Here is a 21,304-nt window from a genome sequence, read left to right as displayed (position 1 = left end):
CGGCGGCCGGTCGCGGAACCCGGTCAGTGCGCCGAGTCGTGCATCCGCATGAACGCGCCCAGCTCGGCCAGCCCGGCTGGGGTGGAGGGCAGGTAGTGCGTCAGCACGGGGGAGCGCACGATCACTGCCCGCCATTTCCCGCGGGAGACCGCGACATTGAGCCGGTTCCGGGACAGCAGGAAGCCCATGCCGCGCGGAACGTCGTCGATCGAGGACGCCGTCATCGACATCAGGACCACTGCCGCCTCGCGCCCCTGGAACTTGTCGACGGTGCCGACCAGCACCTCGCCGAGTCCCGCGTCGGCGAGGGTTCGCCGCAGCAGGCCCACCTGCGCGTTGTACGGCGCAACCACCAGGATGTCCGACTGGCCGAGCGGTCGCACGCCCTCGAAGGACTGCGGGTCGGACCAGTCCCTGCCCAGTAGTGCCCGCACCTCTGCGAGGATCGCGCCCGACTCCTGTTCGGATTCGGTGGAATTGCCGTCGTGCTCGACGTACAGCGCCGTGACGCCGGGTTCGACATCGGCGAGCGAGCGCGCCGTCGTGACCGATTCCTGGGACTTGAGCTGTCCGTCGTAGGACAGCCGGGAGACGGCCTCGCACACTGCGGGATGCATCCGCCAGGTCCGGTCGAGGAAGTACCCCAGCTCGGGCGGCAGCGCGCCGTGCCCCTCGGCCAGCCAGCCGAGTGCGGAGGTGTCCACGGGCTCCGGATGGGTTCCCTGGCTGACCTGAGGCAGCTGCTGGGGGTCGCCCAACAGCAGCAGGTTCCGTGCCGAGATCCCGACCGCGACGGTGTTCGCGAGTGCGAACTGTCCGGCCTCGTCGACCACGAGCAGGTCCAGGCTGCTCGGCGGTACCCGGTCCGAGTGCGCGAGATCCCATGCGGTGCCGCCGATCACGCACCCCGACTGCTCGTGTTCGGCCAGGAATCCGGCGAGGCCGTCGGACTCGAGCTTCGTCCAGGCCGGGTGCTCGGCCAGGCCGGAGCCGGGCTTCTTCGCGACCCGTTCGCCGGGCACCCCGGCCCGGACGATCCCGTCGAGCATGTTCTCGACCACCGAATGCGACTGGGCGACAACGCCGACCCGCCAGCCGTGCCTGGTCACCAGGTCTGCGATCACCGCGGCGCCGGTGTGTGTCTTGCCCGTTCCGGGCGGGCCCTGCACCGCGAGGTAGGAGTCGTCGAGGTCGAGCAGGGCGGCGGTGATGGCACCCGCCCGGCTCTGCGGATCGGCCACCGGCAGCGGGTTGCCTGACCTGGTCCGGGGCGGCACCCGGCGCAGGATGTCCACCGCGGCGGTCGAGGGCATCGTGGGCAGGGCGGCCGCCATCGCGGCGGCCTGCTCGGCGATCGCGGCCTCGATCCGGTTGGTGCGGATCGGCGGGCCCGGTGCCACGGCCATCGGCAGGCAGAGGTGCTCCTCGGCGCCGCGGCGCAGCACCTCCTCGACGATCAAGACGTCGCGCATCTCGCCGCCCGGCGCGACCTCCTCCTCGAGTTCGATCACCTTGGCGGACACCGCACCCCGGGTGGCCGGATCCTCGGTGCCCACCCCGGTGCCCTTGTCGTACAGGATGTGGACGTCGCCCGCGCGCGGTGTCGACCCGGTGCCCCACCGGCCGCCGATCCGCAGCCGCCGCCGCAGGTTCTGGCGCGCCGACTTGCGGTGCCAGTCCTCGACCACCTCCACGACCTCGGCCACCAGCACGTCGGCGTGGTCCGACCATTCGTCCTCCGGCTGCACGAGCCGATCGAAATGTGCCCACCAGAACGGCTTCCGTTCCCGCCGGTGGTAGCCGACGGCGGCCGCCATCAGTGCCGCGGCCTGCTGGTCGGCCGAGCGCAGAGTGGAGTCTGCGGAACGACCCGTGTCCCCGCCGGGCAGCGTGTCGCCGACGTATTCGCGCAGAGCCAGCTCGGCCGGGCCGGGCTCGTCGGTGACCGACACCAGCACGGGCTGGACGGGGTGCGGGCTCACACCGTGCTCGGCGGCGATGCCCAGCAACCAGTCCCGCAGCCGGTGCGTGGAGACGCAGTCGTACTCGTTGTAGTCGGCGATGCCGTCCAGCAGCTCCTGCGCCTGCACGTCGCGGCCCGCGTCACGCAGCTCGCAGAAGTCCGCGTACGCGACGATGGAGGCCGCCGCGTCGGTGACGTCGCCGCCGCGCAGTTCGTCGCCCATGTAGAGCGGTTCGAGCTTCTTGATCGAGTACGACCGCGCGCCGACCCGGATCGTGGCGCGGACCACCGGGTACAGGTCGACGAGGACGTTTTCGCGCAACAGGGTGTCGACCGCGTCCTCGCCGACGCCGTACCGGCCGGCCAGGCGAAGCAGTGCCGTCTTTTCGTAGGCGGCGTAATGGTAGACGTGCATGCCGGGGAACAACTTTCGTCGTTCGGCGACGTAGTCGAGGAATTCGACCAGGGCTCGGCGCTCCTCCGCGCGGTTGTGCGCCCAGAACGGCCGAAACGTGCCGGTGTCCGCCTCGACCACCCCGAAGAGGTACTCGAGCCCCCAGTCGGGCGAGCCGTCCTCGGCCCACAGCGGGTCGCCCTCGAAGTCGAAGAAGATGTCACCCGGGTCGGGCTCGGGTATCGCGGCGAGGGCGCCCGCGTCGCCGATCACCTCGAAAACCGGTGCGCCGCCGCCGCGTTCCTGCCGGACCTGGGCGGCGGCTTGCGCCTGGAGCGCGGCGAAGGTGCCCTTGCTCATCCCGTCCACCGGTGCCGGCGAGCCGGCGAGGGCGTAGAGATCCGTCACGCCACCACGGATCAGCTTCTCCCGCTGGGAGGTTCGCATCCCGGCGACCAGCAGCAGGTCGTGCGTCCGCTCGATCTCCGGGCCGCAGTGTCCGCACCGGCCGCAGGCCCGATAGCGAGGGTCGCCCCACTGGACGGGGGTCCCCTCGGCCCGGTGCTCGTCGAGCACCCGCAGCAGTTCGGCACGGCGCTGGCGGTACACCGGAGCGATGTCCTCGAGCGGGTACGAGACCTCGCTGTGGTCGCCGAGGATCAGATGCGCCTGCGGGGCGGCCTCGATCCCGTCGGAGGTCAGGGCCTCCGCGTAGGCGGCCAACTGCAGCAGGGCGGTGACCTTGGCGTGGCGCGAGAGCTTCGTGTCGTACACCGCGTACCGGCCGTCCTCACGGACCAGGAAGTCGCAGAAGCCGAGGAACCGTCCGTCGAAGAACGTGCCCTGGTAGATCGCGTCGGCGCCGGACCGGGCGGCGGCCACGGTGGCGCGGTTCGCGCGGGTGAGTTCCTCCCAGTCGTGCCGCGGGCGCTCGATCTGCACCACGCCGTCGCCGAACCGGTCGCGGTAGCGCTCGAGGTGCAGGCGTTCGTGGTCGTCGCCGAGCCGGGAGGTCCGGTCGAGCATGGGGTCCGGACCGTCGTCGCCGGCCGTCTCGATCAGGCCGAGCTTCGAGTCGAGGCGGCGCAGCAGTGCGTACTCGCACTCCGCCGCCTGGGACAGATCACTGGCGCTGTGGATCAGCACGTCGTCGAGGAGGAACACGGCACCGACTATCGCAGAAGCTGCCGACACTTCCCTGGTAGAGACTGGCTGGTCGATTTCGGTCGGCTCGGACCGGGACTTGGTCCATACTCTGCCGGTGCCGTTCTTCGATGGGGCCTCCGGGCAGGTCCACTACCGTCACTGGCCGTGCCCTGACCCCGTGGTCGGCATGGTGTTCCTGCACGGGCTGGGTCAGCACAGCGGGCACTACCACCGGTTCGCGCGGGCGCTCGGCGAGCGCCGCATCGAGGTCTGGGCGCTCGACCACGTGGGCCACGGACTCACCGAGGGTGACCTCGGTGAATACGGACCGCTCGTCGACCTCGGCGAGAACGCGCTGCGCCTGGCCGACATCGCGGCCGCGGACCGTCCCGGGCTCGACCTGGTGGTGATGGGCCACTCGCTCGGTGCGGCGGCGACCGTTGCCGCGCTGACCGCGGACCCGGACAGGTTCGTGGCGGCCGTGCTGTGCGGGATCCCGCGCCAGACGGCGTCCGACCCCGCTGCGGTCGACGAGGTGCGGGCCCCGATTCTCGTGGTGCACGGCGTCGACGACAGGCGGGCCGCGGTGGATGGCGCGCGCGAGTTCGTGGACCGGGTGTCCGGCGCGCAGCTGCGCGAGTATCCCGACGCTGGACACGATCTGCTGCACGAACCGGTGCAGCGCACGGTGATCGGCGACGTCGCAGAGTTCGTGGTCCGTACTACCGTTGCGGGATGACGCCCGACCAGTACCTGAACCTGCTGCGAACCGAGGGACTGCGGCTCGCTGCGATGCCCGCCGACGCGCTGAGCGCGCCGGTGCCCACCGTGCCGGGTTGGACGCTCGAGCGGGTGGTCCGGCACACCGGCAAGGTGCACCGGTGGGTCCGCGCCACCCTGGCCGCCGGCCCGGATGCGCAGCTCGACGGCGCGGCGGGGATCGAGTCCCTGCCGAACGGCCCCGACTGCCTGCCCGCCTACCGGGAGGCGCTCGACGGCCTGCTCGTCGAGTTGGTCGCCCACGACGTCGAGCGGGCCGCGCCGACCTTCGCCGGGCCCGGCACGATTCGGTTCTGGATGCGTCGGCAGGCGCACGAGGTGGCGGTTCACCGGGTGGACGCGGCCGACGCGGTGCATGCGGCGGGCGGTGCCGCGCCGGAGCCCGTCGACGCCGAGGGCGCGGCGGACGGTGTCGACGAGTGGGCCCGGCTGATGCTCGCCCGCGCACTGCCGACCGTGCCGCCGACGCTGCACGGCCGGAGTGTGCACCTGCACGGCACCGACACATCGGACGCCGAGTGGTTGTTGCGGTTCACGCCGGCGGGCGTGCAGGTCGAGTCCGGGCACGGCGGAGCCGACGTCGCGGTGCGCGGCAGCGCCGAGGAGCTGTTGCTGGCGATGTGGCGGCGCAGGCCCCTTGCGGCGCTCGAGATGTCCGGTGACGTGTCGGTTGCGCAGCAGCTCGTCGATGCCGCGAGAATCTGACCGCTCGCGCATGCGCTCAGCCGAACCCGACAGCGCGCTGGTCGACACGATCCGATCGGCCCGGCGGGTGGTGGTCTTCTCCGGGGCGGGCATGTCGGCCGAGAGCGGGGTGCCGACGTTCCGGGACGCGCTTACCGGGCTGTGGGAACGATTCGACCCCGTGGAACTGGCCACCCCGCAGGCGTGGGCGCGCGACAGCGCCCTGGTGTGGGCCTGGTACCAGTGGCGCGCCGCGCTGGTCCGCCGGACCGCGCCGAACCCCGGCCACCGCGCGCTGGCCGAGTGGTCCCGGCGCACTCCGCTCACCGTCGTCACCCAGAACGTCGACGACCTGCACGAGCGGGCGGGCTCGGTTGTCGCCGCGCACCTGCACGGCAGCCTGTTCGCGCCGCGCTGCGCCGACTGCGGCACGCCCGCGGATCCGGGTTTCGCCGCCGCGGAGGAGTTCGATCAGCAGCCCGTCGAGCGCATTCCGCCGCCCGAGTGCATCCGGTGCGGTGGCCTGGTCCGGCCCGGGGTGGTGTGGTTCGGCGAGGAACTGCCCGAACGGGACTGGCGTGCGGCCTCGGACGCGGCGGACGGATGCGACCTCATGCTGGTGGTCGGGACCTCCGGGGTGGTCCACCCGGCCGCGGAACTGCCGCTGCGCGCGGTTCGGTCGGGAGCGACGGTGGTCGAGATCAATCCGGAAACCACGGAGCTGTCCGATCGGGTGACGTACTCGTGGCGGGCGACCGCGGCGCACGCACTGCCGGCGCTCGTCGCCGCGGTCGTCGGCTAGCCGGCGCTCACTCGCACGGTGTCCCATCCGGTGGCGCCGTCCGGGACGGGATCGGCGGCCTCGCCGGTCTGCACGCTCCCGGCGCCGTCGACCGCGCGCACCCGGAGGGTGTGCTCGCCCGCAGGTGCGTCCCAGTTCCAGACCCACTGCCGCCAGCAGTCGTTCGAGTAGTCGGTGGACAGCGCCGCGGGTGACCAGGCGCCGTCGTCGACCTGTACCTGTACCGCGGAGATGCCACGGTGCTGCGCCCAGGCGACCCCCGCGACCGTCGTCGGTCCCGCGGGCACGCGCGCCCGGTCTCGGGGGACGTCGATGCGCGAGGCGGTCTTGATCGGACCGCGCGCCGACCAACCGCGTCGCGTCCAGTAAGCCTCGGCGCGGTCGAAGCGTGTCAGCTCGAGGTCGACCACCCACTTGGTCGCCGAGACGTAGCCGTACAGGCCCGGGACCACCAGTCGGGCCGGGTAGCCGTGTTCGAGTGGCAGCGGCTCGCCGTTCATGGCGACCGCGACCATCGCGTCCCGGCCGTCGGTGAGCGTGGCCGTCGGGCTGCCGGCCGTGAACCCGTCCACGCTGGTCGAGAGCAGCATGTCGGCGTCCGCGTGCACCCCGGCCTCGGCGAGCAGGGCCGAGAGGGGGTAGCCGATCCACACGGCGTTGCCGGCGAGGCCGCCGCCGACCGGATTCGACACGCAGGTCAGGGTCACCATGCGTTCGATCGAGGCGCGAGCGGTCAGCGCGGCGTAGTCGAGGGTGATCTCGCGGTCCACCATGCCGTGGATCCGCAGCCGCCAGTCGTCGGTGGTCAGCGAGGGCACACGCAGGGCCGTGTCCACCCGGTAGAAGTCGTGGTTCGGGGTGATCAGCGGCGTGATCGCGGGAACCGGCAGGTCGGCGCCCGCGGGTAGCGGCGGCGCCGGGGAGGTCGCGGTCGGTACCCGGAAGGCGGCCCGGTTCTCGCCGACCACGCGGCGACCCTCCGCGAGCATCCGGCCGAGGACACCGGACGCCGCGGCCACCGCGGCGGCGGTCAGCGCCAGGACGAGGAAGCGGCGCCGGGGGATACCGACGGCGTCGCCGACCGCGACGGGTTCCAGGGCGCCGGTGAGGCGGCGCAGCGTGAACACCCCGGCGGCGACCCCGGCGACGGTCGGGAGCGCCCACGTCCAGTCGGCGTCCGGTCGGGTGAGCGAGGCCGTCACCCCGACGATTCCGAGCACGACCAGAACGGCGCTGCCTGCCGGTCTGTCGCGTCGCTCGAGGATCCCCGCCACGGCCGCGACCAGCGTGATCACCACGGCCATGCCCGTGAACAGGGCGGTCTTGTCCGAGGTGGAGAAGGTGGCGATCGCCCACTCCCGGATGGCCTGCGGGGTGGCGTCCACGACGGCGGAGCCGACCGCGTAGAAGGGCGAGGCCTCCGCCGCGATCGGCACCGACACCAGTTCCCCGACGGCGAGGGTGATCCCGGCGGCGAGCAGTCCGGCCAGGACGCGGGCGCCCGTGTGGGGCCCAGCGCCCGGGGGCGTGTCGCCGGCGGAACCCATGGCCGCCCGTTCGCCGGACGTTACGTCGCGACGACCAGGTCGCTCGAACCCAGTGCGATCGCGATCTGGTTGAAGAATGCCACGGTGGGGTCGTACACCAACATCGAATCTCCTTCTCTCACTGCAGAAATGAATGGGGCGTTCTCCCGACCAGGTCGAGAGAACGCCCCATTAAGTCACATCGGTGGCCGATTCAGGAGTAGATCGCCTCGATCGCGGTGCCGAACGACTCGTGAATGACATTGCGCTTGAGCTTGAGCGTCGGGGTCAGTTCGCCGGTCTCTACGGTGAAGTCCACGTCCAGGATCCGGTACTTCTTGATCTGCTCCGGGTTCGAGACCTTCTTGTTTCCCTCGGCGACCGCGGCGTCGATCTCCGCGACCAGGTCGGGGTGCTTGACGACCTCGGCCACCGGCAGATCGGCGGCGACACCGTTGCGTTCCCTCCAGCCGGGCAGTGCCTCCTGGTCGATGGTGATCAGGGCGCCGATGAACGGCTTCGCGTCGCCGACCACGAGGCACTGGCTGATCAGGGCGTGTGCGCGCAGGGCGTCCTCGAGCACCGCGGGGGCGACGTTCTTGCCGCCGGCGGTGACGATGATCTCCTTCTTGCGGCCGGTAATCGAGACGAAGCCGTCGGAGTCGATCGAGCCGAGGTCGCCGGTGTGGAACCAGCCGTCGCGAATCGAGTCCGCGGTGGCCGCGTCGTTGTGCCAGTAGCCGGAGAACACGACCGGACCCTTGACGAGCAGTTCGCCGTCGTCGGCGATCCTCGCGGCGTGGCCGTTGATCGGCTTGCCGACGGTGCCGACCTTCTGGTCCTTGGTGGTGTTGACGGTGATCGCGGCGCTGGTCTCGGTGAGGCCGTATCCCTCGTAGACCGGGATACCGACACCCCGGAAGAAGTGGCCGAGACGCGCGCCGAGCGCCGCGCCGCCGGAGACCGCGCGGTCGCACTCGCCGCCGAGCGCGGCGCGCAGCTTCGAGTACACCAGCTTGTCGAAGAGGGCGTGCTTGAGCTTGAGTCCGAGGCCCGGGCCGCCGGCCTCGAGCGCCTCGCTGTAGGCGATCGCGGTGTCTGCCGCCTTGCCGAAGATCTTGCCCTTGCCGCCGTCCTCGGCCTTCTGCTTGGCGGAGTTGTAGACCTTCTCGAACACGCGCGGGACCGAGAGGATGAAGTTCGGCTTGAACACCGCGAACTGGTCGAGCAGCGTGCTGAGGTCGGAGGTGTGGCCGACGGTGACCTTGTTGTCGAACGCGCCGAACGAGATCGCGCGGGCGAACACGTGCGCGAGCGGCAGGAACATCAGCGTTTTGCGGCCCTCGTACATCGCGTCGGCGAGGGCGATCTTGACGGACTGCGATTCCGCGCTGAAGTTGGCGTGGGTCAGCTGGACGCCCTTCGGGCGGCCGGTGGTGCCGGAGGTGTAGATGAGGGTGGCGGCCGAGGCGGCGCCCACCTGCCCGCGGCGCTCGTCCAGTTCCTCGTCCGTGACCGTGGCACCGCGGGAGGTGAGTTCCTCGAGGGCGCCCGCCTCGATCTGCAGCATCTCGCGCAGGGCCGGGGCGGCCTCGGCGACGTCCTTGACGGTGGCGGCGTGCTTGGCGGTCTCGACGACGAGCAGGGCGGTGGCGGAGTCCTCGAGGATCCACTGCGCCTGGTCGGCGGAGGACGTCTCGTAGATGGCGACGGTGCAGCCGCCCGCGGTCCAGATCGCGTAGTCGAGCACGACCCACTCGAACCGGGTGGCGGAGAGGATCGCGACCCGGTCGCCGAGGCCGATGCCGGAGGCCATCAGGCCCTTGGCGACGGCCCTGACCTGGGTCGCGAACTCGGCGGCGGTCACGTCGACCCATGCGCCGCCGACCAGCTTCTTGAAGGGCACGTGCTGCGGGCATTCCTTCTCGAACCGGAACACCGTGTCGGCCATCGAGATGTCTTCCGGGATGGAAAACGATGCCGGAACTTCGTACTCTCGCACTTGGACCCCTCCAGGAACTGCTGACATTACGGGTGTGCATTGGATCACATTCGGTGCCTCGATGCACTCCCGAGGCGTGTCCGGATTGACTGGATCGCCCCGGCGTCCGTCAATCTATCTGTAACTCGAAATCTCGTGAACTGCGTGTTCGCTGCCGCCTCCGGGACGGGGATGAGGCGAACGTCACTTCCCGAGCAGGGTCGTCACCTCCTCGTCGCTGAGTTGGTGGAAGTCGCGATACGCCCCGCCGACACCCCCGAGCCACCGCGGCACCAGGGGGCAGACCACCTCGTCCGCCTCCGTCCGGACCCGCTCGACCGCCTCCTCGGAGGACACCGGGACGGCCACCACCACCTTCGCCGCGCCCGAGGCCCGCGCCACCCGGCACGCGACCGCGGCAGTCGCACCGGTGGCCATGCCGTCGTCCACGATCACCACCACCCGCCCGGTGACGGGCGTCCGCGGGCGGTCACCCCGCAGCAGTCGGACTCGCCGACCGAGCTCGCGGTTCTCCTTCGACTCGACGGCCGCGAGCGCCAGTGGGGTGATGCCCGTCTGCGCGATCACGTCGTCGTTGAGAACGCGCACGTGGTCCTCGCCGACCGCGCCCATCGCCAACTCCGGCTGCCAGGGGACGCCGAGCTTGCGGACGACGATCACGTCGAGGTCGCCGTCCAGTGCGGCCGCGACCTCGGCCGCGACCGGGACACCGCCGCGCGGGAGCCCGAGCACGAGGGGTTTCGTGTCGCGCAGGTGCTCGAGCGACGTGGCCAGCGCGCGACCGGCGATGGCGCGAGTGGCGTACAGCATCCTGATTCGAACCTACGCCGAATCGGGTGCGCTGAACCCCCGGGCGGACTACCTCTCTGTGATCGCGAACCGTCGCAGCGCCAGCGCCGGATTCTTCTCGCGGACCTCCGCGATCCGCTCGGCGCTCGCGTCCGCGCGGGCCGTGCCGACCTGGTCGCCGAGCGAGGCGAGCACCACGCCCATCGGGTCGACGATCATCGAGTTGCCCGACCCGGTGCGCGCGCTCTGGTCCGCGGCCGCCACGTAGACGGTGTTCTCGATCGCCCGCGCCCGCACCAGGGTGGTCCAGTGGTCCTCCTTGAGCGGGCCGGGCACCCACTGGGCGGGGAGGGCCAGCACGTCCGCGCCCGCGTCGACGATCCGCCGCGTGACCTCCGGGAATCGCAGGTCGTAGCACGTCTGCATGCCGAACGTCAGGCCGTCCACGCCGAAGGTGGCGGGCGCCTCGATCGCGCCGGCCCGGATCACGTCCGACTCCCGGTAGCCGAACGCGTCGTACAGGTGCAACTTGCGGTACGTCGCGGCGATCGCTCCGTGCGGGGAGGCCGCGACCAGGGTGTTGGAGACCCGCTCGTCGTCGGCCAGTGCCTCGTTGACCCCGGCCACCAGGTACACCCCGAACTCTGCGGCGATCTCGAGCAGGCCGGAGACGAACGGGCCGTCCAGCGGCTCGGCGGACTCGATCAGCCGCTCGTCGATGCGCGGCGCGGCGAACATCGCGTACTCCGGCGCGACGACCACCCGGGCGCCCCGGGCGGCGGCCTCGCCGGCCAGGTTGCGCAGGGTCAGATGGTTCTCCCGCTTGTCCTGGCCGGCGGAGAACTGGGCTACGGCGATCTCGACCATGACACGAGTATGGCCCAGCCGGCGGGCGCGACGCAGGCGCGCCCGCCGGGGTGTCGCTAGACGGTCGAGGTGAGGTTTCCGTCCAGGAAGGCCTGGTAGGCGGGCAGATCCAGCATGCCGTGCCCGGACAGGCCGATCACCAGGACCTCCGGCTCGGTCAGGCCGCGCGCGTACTCGGCGCAGGCGGCGATGGCGTGGGCCGACTCGGGCGCGGGCACGATGCCCTCGGCCCGGGCGAACAGCACACCGGCGGCGAACGATTCGGTCTGGTCGACGGCCTGGCCCTGCACGTAACCGAGCTCGACGGTGTGGCTGAGCAGCGGCGCCATGCCGTGGTAGCGCAGGCCGCCGGCGTGGATCGGGTCCGGGACGAAGTCCTGGCCGAGGGTGTGCATCTTCAGCAGCGGGGTGAGGCCCGCGACGTCGCCGTGGTCGTAGCGGTACTCGCCCTTGGTGATCGAGGGGCAGGCCGCCGGCTCGGCCGCGACGATCCGGGTCTGGGCCTTGCCGTGCAGCACCTCTCGGATGAACGGGAACGCCAGTCCGGCCAGGTTGGATCCGCCGCCCGCGCAGCCGAACACGACGTCGGCGTTCGCCTCACCGGCGGCGCGCAGCTGCTCGACGGCCTCGAGGCCGATCACGGTCTGGTGCAGCACCACGTGGTTGAGCACGCTGCCGAGGGCGTAGCGGGCGTCCGGGTCGCCCGCCGCGACCTCGACCGCCTCGGTGACGGCCATGCCGAGCGAGCCGGGGGTGTCGGGGAAGTCGGCGAGCATCTTGCGGCCCGACTCGGTGAGGTCCGACGGGCTCGGATGCACGGTGGCGCCGTAGGTCTCGATGAGGTGCCTGCGGTACGGCTTCGAGGCGTAGGAGGCGCGCACCTGCCACACCTCGAGCTCGATGCCGAACTTGGCGCACGCGAAGGACAGCGCGCTGCCCCACTGGCCGGCCCCGGTCTCGGTGGTGATCTTCTTGACGCCGTCCTGGGCGTTGTAATACGCCTGCGCCACCGCGGTGTTGGTCTTGTGGCTGCCGACCGGGCTGACACCCTCGTACTTGACGTAGATGCGGGCCGGGGTGCCGAGCGCCTTCTCGAACTCCCGGGCCCGGATCAGCGGCGCCGGGCGCCACGTCTTGTAGACCTCGCGGATCGCCTCGGGGATCTCCACGTACTGCTCGGTGGTGGCCTCCTGCGCGATCAGCGCGCTCGGGAACAGTGCCTCGAGGTCGGCGGGGGTCACCGGTTCCCTGGTGCCGGGATGCAGATGCGGGGGCGGGGGCACCGGCAGGTCCGCGGCGATGTTGTACCAGTGGGTGGGGATCGGAGTCGGCTCGGGCACGGGTGCTCCTGTCGAGAGTGAGGGCGATTCGGGTACCGCATTGTCGCCTTTGCGACTATCCGAGCCGACCGCGGGTACGAGTCGTCCGGCGGCGTATGCGGTGTGCGTGTCGGCCGGACATGCTCGCATCGACTAAACTCCTGGTGAAATGAGTGACACCGAGCAGCACCCCGAGCCGGAAACCGACAGCACCACCTTTGCCGACCTCGGCATCGACGAACGGGTGCTGCGGGCACTGACCGACGTCGGGTACGAGTCGCCGTCCCCCATCCAGGCCGCCACCATTCCGCCGCTGATGGCGGGCAACGACGTGGTGGGCCTCGCGCAGACGGGCACCGGCAAGACCGCCGCATTCGCGGTCCCCATCCTGTCCCGCATCGACACCGAGCAGAAGCGTCCGCAGGCCCTGGTGCTGGCGCCGACCCGCGAGCTGGCGCTGCAGGTGGCCGAGGCGTTCGGCAAGTACTCCGCGCACATCCCCGGCCTGAGCGTGCTGCCGATCTACGGTGGCCAGGCCTACGGCGTGCAGCTGTCGGGCCTGCGGCGCGGCGCGCAGGTCATCGTCGGCACCCCCGGGCGCGTGATCGACCACCTGGAGAAGGGCACCCTCGACCTCTCGCACCTGGACTACCTGGTCCTCGACGAGGCCGACGAGATGCTCAAGATGGGCTTCCAGGAGGACGTCGAGAAGATCCTCGCCGAGACCCCCGAGTACAAGCAGGTCGCGCTGTTCTCGGCGACCATGCCGCCGGCGATTCGCAAGATCTCCAAGCAGTACCTGCACGATCCGGTCGAGATCACCGTCAAGGGCAAGACCTCGACCGCCACGAACATCACCCAGCGCTGGGTGCAGGTGGCGCACCAGCGCAAGCTCGACGCGCTCACCCGGGTTCTCGAGGTCGAGGACTTCGAGGCGATGATCATCTTCGTCCGCACCAAGCAGGCGACCGAGGACCTCGCCGAACGCCTTCGGGCGCGTGGGTTCTCGTCCGCGGCGATCAACGGCGACATCGTGCAGGCGCAGCGTGAGCGGACCATCGGTCAGCTCAAGAACGGCAACCTCGACATCCTGGTCGCGACCGACGTCGCCGCCCGCGGCCTCGACGTGGACCGGATCTCGCACGTGGTCAACTACGACATCCCGCACGACACGGAGTCGTACGTGCACCGGATCGGCCGCACCGGCCGCGCGGGCCGTTCGGGCGACGCGCTGCTGTTCGTCGCGCCGCGCGAACGCCACCTGCTCAAGGCCATCGAGAAGGCGACCCGGCAGCCGCTGACCGAGATGCAGTTGCCGACGGTCGAGGACGTCAACGCGCAGCGCGTCGCGAAGTTCGGCGACTCGATCACCGAGAGCCTCAGCTCCGACAGCCTGGCACTGTTCCGCCGGCTGATCGAGGACTACGAGCGCGAGCACGACGTCCCGCTCGCCGACATCGCGGCGGCGCTGGCCGTGCAGTCGCGCGACGGCGAGGCGTTCCTGATGGCGCCGGAGCCGCCCGCCCCGCCGCGGCGCGAGCGTGAGCCGCGGCCCGAGCGCCCGGCCCGCCGGTTCGACGACGGCCCGAAGGTCGGCAAGGGCGGGCAGGAACTCGCGACCTATCGGATCGCCGTGGGCAAGCGGCACAAGGTTGCGCCCGGCGCGATCGTCGGTGCCATCGCCAACGAGGGCGGTCTGCGACGAAGCGACTTCGGGCACATCAGCATTCGGCCGGACCACAGCCTGGTCGAGCTGCCCGCGGAGCTGAGCCGCGAGACGCTCGAGGCGCTGCGCAGCACCCGGATCTCCGGCGTGCTGATCCAGCTGACCCCGGACCAGGGGCCGCCCGGGCAGCGTCCGCCCCGCGACGGCGGCAAGTTCGACCGCAAGCCCAAGCGCGACCGGTACTGAGTCCGCACTCGCACAACGCATGAAGGCCCGGCCACCAGGTGGCCGGGCCTTCATGCGTCAGTGCGTATTACCGCTGCGGTGCGGGGGCGGCGGGAGGCTGCACGGTGAAGAGCCCGACCGTCGGCAGCACGATGCAGGTGGCGTCGGGGTAGTTGACGGTGCCGAACAGGGTGGCCGCGACGTCGCCGGGGCCGGTCGCGACGACCTTCGACAGCGAGGGGGTGCCGAACTCGGTGACGCCGTCGATCGGGGTGATGCCGCTGGCGCCGGTGGTGGTGTTGAGCCACACCGCGGTCAGGCCGGACCCGACGGCGACGCCCGAGTACCGCGGCGAGGCCTGGAACCGCAGTTCGCCGTCGGCCAGCGCGACGGCCGGTCCGGTGCTGGTGGACGCGGCGGTGAGGGTGATCGGCAGGTTGGGGCCGCAGCCGATGGTCGGCGACGCGTACGCGAAGGTGCCGAAGCCCGAGACCGCGTCCACGCCGTCCGCGATGCTCTTGGCGACCAGCGGCGAGCGCGACAGCAGACTCACCGCGGCCTTCTCCGACTTGTTGTCGCCGGCGAGGTCACGCAGGTGCGCGATGCCGTCGCTCGGGGGTGCCGGGGTGGAAGCCGCGGTGCCGGTGAACGTCAGAAGTCCCACCGCTCCGATCGCGACAACTGCTGCGGTCCGGCGTGCCAGGGCGGTGGCGTTCACTCGTGCTCCTCGGGTGTCGATGCGTTCGAGGCAAGAACGTACCGGACAACGACACACTCGGCGAGACTTAGATTCCCGCGAGCTGCGCGGCCTGCGCGCCGTCGATCGACTCACGGATCACGTCCGCATGCCCGGCGTGTCGGGCCTGCTCCTCGATCTGGTGCAGCAGCACCCAGCGCACGTCGTGGACGCCCTCGTCGAACCACTGCCCGACCGCGGCCGGAATGACCGGCTGCCGGGCCAGGTCGTCCTCGATGAGGACCTGTGCCGCCATCCGCTCGGCGACCGCCTTCTGGCGGGCGAGCAGGGTTCCGACTGTCTCGGATTCGGTTACCTGCCAGCCGGCGAGCCACCCGGCGACGGGGTCGGGGTCGGCGTCGCGCGGGTCGCCGGTGAGGAGCGCGAGGGCCTGCTCCTCGCCGCGGACAACGTGTTTGAGCAGTGCGGCCAGGCTCATCGAGCTGGCGCTGGGCACACTGCGGGCCTGCTCCTCGGTGAGTCCGGAGAGGGCTCCGCGCAGGGCCGCGCGCTGGCGGGCGAGGATTCCGAGGAGGACGTCGCGTTCGTCGATTGTCATGACTCGAAGCTTGGCACCGATTGCGGACGACTATGGTCCTCGATCGGTCGCGGGTCGGACCAGGCTCAGCGTGCCCGGATCTTGCGCTGTCCGTGCGAGTCTCGGATCGCGTCGACGAGGGTCGACTTGCGGGCGGTGTACCGGGCGCGGAAGTCGTCGCAGTCGTGCACGCCGTCCATCGTCGAGTCGGTGACGAATCCGAAGAACTCCACCGCCGAGTCCACCACCGGGGCGGGCGCGAGGATGCGCAGTTCGTTCACCATGCCGTCCAGGTCGACGATGGAACGCGCGAGTGCCTTCAGGTGCGGGTCGTCCGATTCGAGGGCCTGCTCGAGGTCGGCCTCGGCCAGGGCGTGACTGTCCACGGCGACGATGCTGTTGTGGGCGGTGTCCGTCGCGGCGAGGAAACGGACGTAGATCGAGCGCACCTGGGGGTCGGCGGGGGCCGCGGGGGCCTGCGCTGGAGCGCCGCGGCCGCGACGGGTCGCGAAGACACCCAGCAGCACGCCGACGACCATCGACACCGGGACCGCCCACCACGGTGCGGCCTGCGAGCTGAGTGCGTCGACCAGCGAATCCACTTGCCGACCCTAACAATTGATCGGCACGAATTCGGGGAGCGACATGAACCCGACAGCAACCGAGCGGTTGCATGTCGGGGGGTGTCATGCAACCATGGGGTTGCAGCAAGTATCCGGCCCTCCCGACAGGAGTCTCGACATGACGAACACTCAGGCCGCAGTGATCGACGCCGACCGGTACACGGTGAGCCGCACGGTCGTGGTGAACGCGACCCGGGCGGCGGTGTGGCGGGCGCTCACGGACCCCGAGCACATCGCGAAGTGGTTCGGGCAGACCGCCACCCTCGATGCGCTCGAGGTGGGCGCACGGGGCACCTTCGGGTGGCCCGACCACGGCGTCTTCCCGATGATGGTCACCGAGGTGGACGAACCGAACCACTTCGCCTACCGGTGGTACACCCAGTCCGGCGAGTTCGACGTCGACCGCGCCACCGAGGCTCGCTTCTCCCTTGTCGAGGAGGGTGCGACGACCGTGCTCACCGTCGTCGAGACCGGTTTCGACCGAATCAGCGACGACGAGGAGGTCCGCCGCAGCGGGCTCGACGGAAACCGCCAGGGCTGGGACGCCGAGCTCGACGAACTCGTCGAGTACCTCGAATCGGCGCCGGCATGACCGTGCGGCCGGAGGCCCGGCGCGCCTCGCCGACGGCCGTGTTCGCCGCGCTCGCCGACGAGACCCGTTGGGGGATACTCGAACTGCTCGGCACGCAGGACCTGTCGGCATCCGGGCTGGCCGAGCGGCTTCCGGTGAGCAGGCAGGCGATCGCCAAGCACCTGTCGGCGCTCGAGGGCGCCGGACTGGTCGAGCGGCTCCGCGTCGGCCGCGAGGTTCGTTACCGAGCGCTCGGCTCGACGTTGAGCGCGGTCGGCCGCCGGCTCGAGGACATCGGAGCGCAGTGGGACGCCCGACTCGACCGGATCAAGCACATCGCCGAGAACCTGTAGGCGGGGTCCTAGCCGACGGCCTCGCGGAGGTACGCGAGATCCTCCGCGATGCCGTCGGCCGGGGTCTCGAGGATCACCGGCGCCTGCGCGGCCAGCACCACCGCCGCCAGCACCTCCGGGTCGATCGTCCCGTCGGCCAGGTTCGCGTGCCGGTCGCGGGCCGAGTTGAACTCGTCCCGCGAGTTGTTCAGGTGCACCAGGTCGATCCGGCCGGTGATCGCCTTGATCCGTTCCACCACGCCGACCAGGTCCTCGCCGCCGGCCCAGGCGTGGCAGGTGTCGAGGCAGAACCCGGCGCCGAACTCGCCGACCTCGTCCCACAGGCGGGCGATGTCGTCGAAGTGCCGGGCCATCGCCGCGTCGCCGCCCGCGGTGTTCTCGATCAGGATCGGCACCTCGAAGCCGCCCTTGTCCGCCTGGCGTTCGAAGAGTTTGCGCCAGTTCGCGAAGCCCTCCGCGGTGTCCTCCCCGTCGCGGACGTGGCCGCCGTGCACCACCAGGCCGATCGCGCCGAGGTCCGCGGCCGCCTTGGCCTGTTCCGCGACGGACTTGCGGGACGGGATGCGGATCCGGTTGTTCAGCGATGCCACGTTGATCACGTACGAGGAGTGCACCACCACGTCGATCGGACTGGCGCGAATCTCCTCGGCCCGCGGGTGTGCGGTCACCTTGTTCCACTTCTGGGGATCGGTGAGGAACATCTGCACGACCTCGGCCCCGAGGCGCTCGCCTGCTCCGATGGGATCGTCGTCCTCGCGTACGTGTGCTCCGATGCGCATGGGTACACCCTAGGTGCCGCCGCCGACACCGATCCGGTTCCGCGACCCCGAGACGCATCGTCCGCGACACTGGGACGAAGATCAGGGACTTCCCGGATGACAGGGTGGATCCCTCGACGCCACCATGAATGCGTTCGCATTCACGAGCCCGGCCCAGCACGGAAGACGAAAGGCACTCATGAGCTCGCATGCCCTCGGCGTCACCACGGTGACCGCCACCAAGCCCGCCACCGGATCGACGGTCGCCAGGGCGGTGAACCTGACCAAGACCTACGGGTCGGGAGACACCAAGGTGACCGCCCTCGACGGGGTGTCCGCGGAGTTCGCGCGCGGTGAATTCACCGCGATCATGGGACCGTCGGGATCGGGCAAGTCCACGTTGATGCACTGCCTGGCCGGGCTGGACACCGCGACCTCGGGTTCGGTGCTGATCGGGGACACCGAGCTGACGAACCTCTCCGACAAGCAGATGACCGCGCTGCGCCGGGACCGGATCGGCTTCGTCTTCCAGGCGTTCAACCTGGTGCCCACCCTGACCGCGCTCGAGAACATCACCCTGCCGCTGGACATCGCCGGCCGCAAGGCTGACCAGAACTGGCTCGACTCGGTGCTGTCCCGGCTCGGGCTCGAGGACCGTCTCGACCACCGGCCCAGCGAACTCTCCGGTGGCCAGCAGCAGCGCGTGGCCTGTGCCCGGGCGCTCGCCGGTCGGCCCGAGATCATCTTCGGCGACGAGCCGACCGGCAACCTGGACTCGCGGTCCTCGGGTGAGGTGCTCTCGATCCTTCGCGCCGCGGTCGACGAGTTCGGTCAGACGGTCGTCATCGTGACCCACGACCCGCGCGCCGCCAGCTACGCCGACCGGGTGGTGTTCCTCGCGGACGGACAGATCGTCGACGAACTGCGCGAGCCGACGGCGGACACCGTGCTGGACCGGATGAAGCGCCTCGACACCACCGAGTCCACGGACACGCACGCCGCCCAGCCCGCAGAGCAGGTCTGAGCCGTGGCCTCACCCATGCGCAAGGTCTCGCTGCGGAACCTCGCGGCACACAAGGTGCGCCTCGCGCTCACCGTCCTGTCGGTGGTGCTCGGCACCGCGTTCGTGACGGGTTCCTTCGTCTTCACCGACACCCTGCAGAAGACGTTCAACGGGCTGTTCGAGGATGCGGCCAAGGGCGTCGACGTCCGCGTGAGCAGCCAGGAGAAGGGATCGAGCGGAGTCCCGCTCACCACCCTCCCGGCGGTCGAGGCGGTCGACGGGGTGCGGGCCGTGGTGCCCGCGGTCAACGGTCAGATCGTGCTGCTCGGTGCCGACAAGAAGCCGGTGCAGACCGGCGGCGCGCCCAGTATCGGCGAATCCTATGCCCCGAACAGTCAGCACCTGGGCGATCCCGGTCCCTTCGTGCAGGGCGTCCCGCCCGGCGCGCCCGGACAGGTCGCGCTCAACGAGGGCGGCGCGCTCAAGGCCGGACTCGCGGTGGGAGACCACACCCAGGTGCTGGTGCCCGCGCACGGCGTGCTCGACGTGACGGTGTCCGGCATCTACAAGCCACCCACCGACACCGGCGGATTCGTCGGCGCACTCTTCGATGCCGGCCAGGCCACGGAGCTGTTCACCGACGGCGCGCACGCCAACTACGTCGACGTCGCCGGCGACGGACTGTCGCAGTCGGAGCTGCGGGACCGGGTCGCCGCCGCGATGCCCGACTTCAAGGTGCAGACCGGTGACCAGGTCCGCGAGGAGGTCAAGGAGGAGGTGACCTCCGCGCTGAGCTTCATGAACTACTTCCTGCTCGCGTTCGGCGCGATCGCCCTGCTGGTCGGCACGTTCATCATCTACAACACCTTCGCGATGATCGTCGCCCAGCGACTGCGCGAGCTGGCGCTGCTGCGTGCGGTCGGGGCCAGCCGCAAGCAGGTCGGCCGGTCGGTGGTGCTCGAGGCGCTGGTGGTCGGGCTGCTGGGCAGCGTGCTCGGCATCGCCGCCGGTGTCGCGCTCGCCTACGGGCTGCGCTCGCTGCTCAACACCTTCGACGTGGGGCTGCCGAGCGGCTCACTGCAACTCGCGCCGCGCACCGTGATCGTGGCGCTGGTCGTGGGTGTCCTGGTCACGGTCGTCAGCGCCTACGCGCCGGCCCGCCGGGCCGCGAAGATCCCGCCGGTGGCCGCCATGCGCGAGGAGTTCTCCTCTGCGGGCGAGTCGTTGCGGGTGCGCACCCTCGTGGGCGCCGTGTTCGCGGCAGTGGGTGTCGTCGCGCTGGTGGCAGGTTCGCGGGGCACCGGGGGAGGGGCAGCCGCCATCGTCGGACTCGGCGCGGGCGCGCTGGTGATCGCGGTGCTGCTCGCCGCGCCGGCCCTGTCCCGGCCGGTGGTCGGGGCGCTCGGTGCGGTGCTCGCCCGACCGTTCGGCCCGATCGGACGGCTGGCCCGGACCAACGCGGTCCGCAACCCACGCCGCACCGCCGCGACGGCGTTCGCGCTGACACTCGGACTGATGCTGGTCACGGTCATCGGGGTGTTCGGATCGTCCGCGAAGGCGAGCGTGAACTCGTTGGTGGACACCGGGGTCAAGGCCGACTACATCCTGGTCGGTCCGCCCCAGATCGGTGTCCCGGTCGGCGCGGCCGCTGCGGTCCGGACCGTCCCGGGCGTCGCGGCGGCGGTTCCGATGCACGGTGTCTCCACCAAGATCGGCGACGACGAGGTGATGGGGACCGGCATCGGCGGACAGCTCGACGGCGTCCTCGAGTACACCCTGGCACAGGGCAGTGCGGACCTGGCCGGCAACAACCTCCTGGCGTCGGAAAGCTATGCCGCCAAACGGGACTGGAAGCTCGGCTCGCCCGTCACGATGACGAACAAGGACGGGGTCGAGGTGACCACCACGGTCACCGGCATCTACGACGACAGCCAGCTGCTCGGCGACTGGGTGGTCTCCGACCAGGTGTACGACCAGTTGACGCCGGCCACGATGCGCGCGGACTGGGCGGTGCTGGTGAAGGCGCAGCCGGGCACCGACATGACGACGCTGCGTGCGGACCTCGAGAAGGGCACCGATCGGTTCCTGGTCGTGCAGGTCAAGGACCGGGAGCAGTTCAAGGGGACGCAGGGTCAGCAGATCAACACCCTGCTCGCCGTGCTGTACGGGCTGCTCGCGCTCGCCGTCGTGATCGCGATCCTCGGCATCGTGAACACCCTGGCGCTGTCGGTGGTGGAACGGCGCCGCGAGATCGGAATGCTCCGCGCGGTCGGCATGCAACGACCGCAGGTGCGCCGCACCATCTATCTCGAGTCGGTGCTCATCGCGGTGTTCGGCGCGACGGTCGGCGTACTGCTCGGTCTCGCGTTCGGATGGGGCTTCGTCAGCACGCTCGCCGACCAGGGCCTGGACATGATCGCGGTGCCGTGGGGTCAGGTGGTGGCCATGCTGCTCGGCTCCGGTGTGGTCGGGGTGCTGGCCGCACTGTGGCCGGCGGTCCGGGCGGCGCGGACCAAGCCGCTGGAGGCGATCGCCGGGCTCTGATCGGAAGCGGCCGGG

Annotated in this window: 18 protein-coding genes; 8 read left to right on the top strand and 10 right to left on the bottom strand. The window is 70.8% G+C overall.

What is annotated here, in order from left to right; translation table 11 throughout:
* Positions 1 to 23 precede the first annotated feature (23 nt).
* Complete coding sequence (locus ACFXGJ_RS06280) at positions 24 to 3,521, bottom strand: TM0106 family RecB-like putative nuclease (RefSeq protein WP_378617486.1); 3,498 nt, start codon at positions 3,519 to 3,521, stop codon at positions 24 to 26.
* Positions 3,522 to 3,618: 97 nt separating this feature from the next.
* Between ACFXGJ_RS06280 and ACFXGJ_RS06275 the strand changes: the two genes are divergently transcribed.
* From ACFXGJ_RS06275 to ACFXGJ_RS06265, 3 genes are read left to right on the top strand one after another with little or no spacing between them, the layout of a single operon-like run.
* On the top strand, positions 3,619 to 4,242 hold the full coding sequence (locus tag ACFXGJ_RS06275; RefSeq protein ID WP_378617485.1) for an alpha/beta hydrolase: 624 nt from the start codon (positions 3,619 to 3,621) through the stop codon (positions 4,240 to 4,242).
* Positions 4,239 to 4,988, top strand: coding sequence for a maleylpyruvate isomerase N-terminal domain-containing protein (locus ACFXGJ_RS06270; protein ID WP_378617484.1), 750 nt, complete (start codon positions 4,239 to 4,241; stop codon positions 4,986 to 4,988). The genes ACFXGJ_RS06275 and ACFXGJ_RS06270 overlap by 4 nt, the downstream gene beginning before the upstream one ends.
* Positions 4,989 to 4,998: 10 nt before the next feature.
* On the top strand, positions 4,999 to 5,769 hold the full coding sequence (locus ACFXGJ_RS06265) for an NAD-dependent deacetylase (RefSeq protein WP_378617483.1): 771 nt from the start codon (positions 4,999 to 5,001) through the stop codon (positions 5,767 to 5,769).
* Here the strand turns inward: ACFXGJ_RS06265 and ACFXGJ_RS06260 are convergent.
* The 5 genes from ACFXGJ_RS06260 to ACFXGJ_RS06240 all read right to left on the bottom strand — a co-directional run bounded on the left by ACFXGJ_RS06260 (position 5,766) and on the right by ACFXGJ_RS06240 (position 12,293).
* Positions 5,766 to 7,316, bottom strand: a complete 1,551-nt coding sequence (locus ACFXGJ_RS06260) for a molybdopterin-dependent oxidoreductase (RefSeq protein WP_378617482.1) — start codon at positions 7,314 to 7,316, stop codon at positions 5,766 to 5,768. The genes ACFXGJ_RS06265 and ACFXGJ_RS06260 overlap by 4 nt on opposite strands.
* Positions 7,317 to 7,509: 193 nt before the next feature.
* The gene (locus ACFXGJ_RS06255; protein ID WP_378617481.1) at positions 7,510 to 9,297 is read right to left on the bottom strand and encodes an AMP-dependent synthetase/ligase; all 1,788 of its coding nucleotides are present in this window, start codon (positions 9,295 to 9,297) and stop codon (positions 7,510 to 7,512) included.
* 183 nt (positions 9,298 to 9,480) lie between these two features.
* A complete protein-coding gene (locus ACFXGJ_RS06250; RefSeq protein ID WP_378617480.1) occupies positions 9,481 to 10,107 on the bottom strand; it encodes a phosphoribosyltransferase in 627 nt (208 codons plus the stop codon).
* 48 nt (positions 10,108 to 10,155) lie between these two features.
* Positions 10,156 to 10,953, bottom strand: coding sequence for a carbon-nitrogen hydrolase family protein (locus ACFXGJ_RS06245; protein ID WP_378617479.1), 798 nt, complete (start codon positions 10,951 to 10,953; stop codon positions 10,156 to 10,158).
* 56 nt (positions 10,954 to 11,009) lie between these two features.
* Positions 11,010 to 12,293 (bottom strand): TrpB-like pyridoxal phosphate-dependent enzyme, encoded by a 1,284-nt coding sequence (locus ACFXGJ_RS06240; protein ID WP_378617478.1) that lies wholly within the window; start codon positions 12,291 to 12,293, stop codon positions 11,010 to 11,012.
* A gap of 148 nt (positions 12,294 to 12,441) precedes the next feature.
* Here ACFXGJ_RS06240 and ACFXGJ_RS06235 point away from each other — a divergent pair, with 148 nt between their 5' ends.
* Entirely contained in the window at positions 12,442 to 14,184 is a 1,743-nt protein-coding gene (locus tag ACFXGJ_RS06235; protein ID WP_378617477.1) for a DEAD/DEAH box helicase, read from the top strand.
* Positions 14,185 to 14,251: 67 nt separating this feature from the next.
* Here the strand turns inward: ACFXGJ_RS06235 and ACFXGJ_RS06230 are convergent, their stop codons facing one another.
* The 3 genes from ACFXGJ_RS06230 to ACFXGJ_RS06220 form a co-directional block, all read right to left on the bottom strand.
* Positions 14,252 to 14,881, bottom strand: a complete 630-nt coding sequence (locus ACFXGJ_RS06230) for a hypothetical protein (RefSeq protein WP_378617476.1) — start codon at positions 14,879 to 14,881, stop codon at positions 14,252 to 14,254.
* A gap of 67 nt (positions 14,882 to 14,948) precedes the next feature.
* Complete coding sequence (locus ACFXGJ_RS06225; protein ID WP_378617475.1) at positions 14,949 to 15,458, bottom strand: DUF664 domain-containing protein; 510 nt, start codon at positions 15,456 to 15,458, stop codon at positions 14,949 to 14,951.
* Positions 15,459 to 15,523: 65 nt separating this feature from the next.
* Positions 15,524 to 16,039 carry a hypothetical protein gene (locus tag ACFXGJ_RS06220; RefSeq protein ID WP_378617474.1) on the bottom strand — a complete coding sequence of 172 codons (516 nt, stop codon included), beginning with the start codon at positions 16,037 to 16,039 and terminating at the stop codon, positions 15,524 to 15,526.
* Between the two features lie 139 nt (positions 16,040 to 16,178).
* On the opposite strand from ACFXGJ_RS06220, the gene ACFXGJ_RS06215 reads away from it, so the two are divergent.
* The gene (locus ACFXGJ_RS06215) at positions 16,179 to 16,652 is read left to right on the top strand and encodes an SRPBCC family protein (protein ID WP_378617473.1); all 474 of its coding nucleotides are present in this window, start codon (positions 16,179 to 16,181) and stop codon (positions 16,650 to 16,652) included.
* On the top strand, positions 16,649 to 16,984 hold the full coding sequence (locus tag ACFXGJ_RS06210; protein ID WP_378617472.1) for an ArsR/SmtB family transcription factor: 336 nt from the start codon (positions 16,649 to 16,651) through the stop codon (positions 16,982 to 16,984). The genes ACFXGJ_RS06215 and ACFXGJ_RS06210 overlap by 4 nt, the downstream gene beginning before the upstream one ends.
* Positions 16,985 to 16,992: 8 nt before the next feature.
* On the opposite strand, the gene ACFXGJ_RS06205 is transcribed toward ACFXGJ_RS06210, so the two are convergent.
* Positions 16,993 to 17,763 (bottom strand): deoxyribonuclease IV, encoded by a 771-nt coding sequence (locus ACFXGJ_RS06205; protein WP_378617471.1) that lies wholly within the window; start codon positions 17,761 to 17,763, stop codon positions 16,993 to 16,995.
* Between the two features lie 178 nt (positions 17,764 to 17,941).
* Between ACFXGJ_RS06205 and ACFXGJ_RS06200 the strand changes: the two genes are divergently transcribed.
* Both ACFXGJ_RS06200 and ACFXGJ_RS06195 read left to right on the top strand, forming a co-directional pair.
* The gene (locus ACFXGJ_RS06200) at positions 17,942 to 18,766 is read left to right on the top strand and encodes an ABC transporter ATP-binding protein (RefSeq protein WP_378617470.1); all 825 of its coding nucleotides are present in this window, start codon (positions 17,942 to 17,944) and stop codon (positions 18,764 to 18,766) included.
* Positions 18,767 to 18,781: 15 nt separating this feature from the next.
* Entirely contained in the window at positions 18,782 to 21,289 is a 2,508-nt protein-coding gene (locus ACFXGJ_RS06195) for an ABC transporter permease (protein ID WP_378617518.1), read from the top strand.
* Positions 21,290 to 21,304 lie beyond the last annotated feature (15 nt).

Origin of the sequence: Rhodococcus sp. NPDC059234 (assembly GCF_042754225.1) — a bacterium.
Taxonomy (GTDB): domain Bacteria; phylum Actinomycetota; class Actinomycetes; order Mycobacteriales; family Mycobacteriaceae; genus Rhodococcus_G.
This window is presented reverse-complemented; position numbering and strand designations above follow the sequence as displayed.

What these genes read in the sequence shown, in the direction of transcription:
- ACFXGJ_RS06270 (WP_378617484.1), top strand. Translation starts at nt 4,239, where the DNA reads ATGACGCCCGACCAGTACCTGAACCTGCTGCGAACCGAGGGACTGCGG.
- ACFXGJ_RS06265 (WP_378617483.1), top strand. Translation starts at nt 4,999, where the DNA reads ATGCGCTCAGCCGAACCCGACAGCGCGCTGGTCGACACGATCCGATCG.
- ACFXGJ_RS06260 (WP_378617482.1), bottom strand. Translation starts at nt 7,316, where the DNA reads ATGGGTTCCGCCGGCGACACGCCCCCGGGCGCTGGGCCCCACACGGGC.
- ACFXGJ_RS06250 (WP_378617480.1), bottom strand. Translation starts at nt 10,107, where the DNA reads ATGCTGTACGCCACTCGCGCCATCGCCGGTCGCGCGCTGGCCACGTCG.
- ACFXGJ_RS06245 (WP_378617479.1), bottom strand. Translation starts at nt 10,953, where the DNA reads ATGGTCGAGATCGCCGTAGCCCAGTTCTCCGCCGGCCAGGACAAGCGG.
- ACFXGJ_RS06235 (WP_378617477.1), top strand. Translation starts at nt 12,442, where the DNA reads ATGAGTGACACCGAGCAGCACCCCGAGCCGGAAACCGACAGCACCACC.
- ACFXGJ_RS06225 (WP_378617475.1), bottom strand. Translation starts at nt 15,458, where the DNA reads ATGACAATCGACGAACGCGACGTCCTCCTCGGAATCCTCGCCCGCCAG.
- ACFXGJ_RS06215 (WP_378617473.1), top strand. Translation starts at nt 16,179, where the DNA reads ATGACGAACACTCAGGCCGCAGTGATCGACGCCGACCGGTACACGGTG.
- ACFXGJ_RS06210 (WP_378617472.1), top strand. Translation starts at nt 16,649, where the DNA reads ATGACCGTGCGGCCGGAGGCCCGGCGCGCCTCGCCGACGGCCGTGTTC.
- ACFXGJ_RS06205 (WP_378617471.1), bottom strand. Translation starts at nt 17,763, where the DNA reads ATGCGCATCGGAGCACACGTACGCGAGGACGACGATCCCATCGGAGCA.
- ACFXGJ_RS06200 (WP_378617470.1), top strand. Translation starts at nt 17,942, where the DNA reads ATGAGCTCGCATGCCCTCGGCGTCACCACGGTGACCGCCACCAAGCCC.
- ACFXGJ_RS06195 (WP_378617518.1), top strand. Translation starts at nt 18,782, where the DNA reads ATGCGCAAGGTCTCGCTGCGGAACCTCGCGGCACACAAGGTGCGCCTC.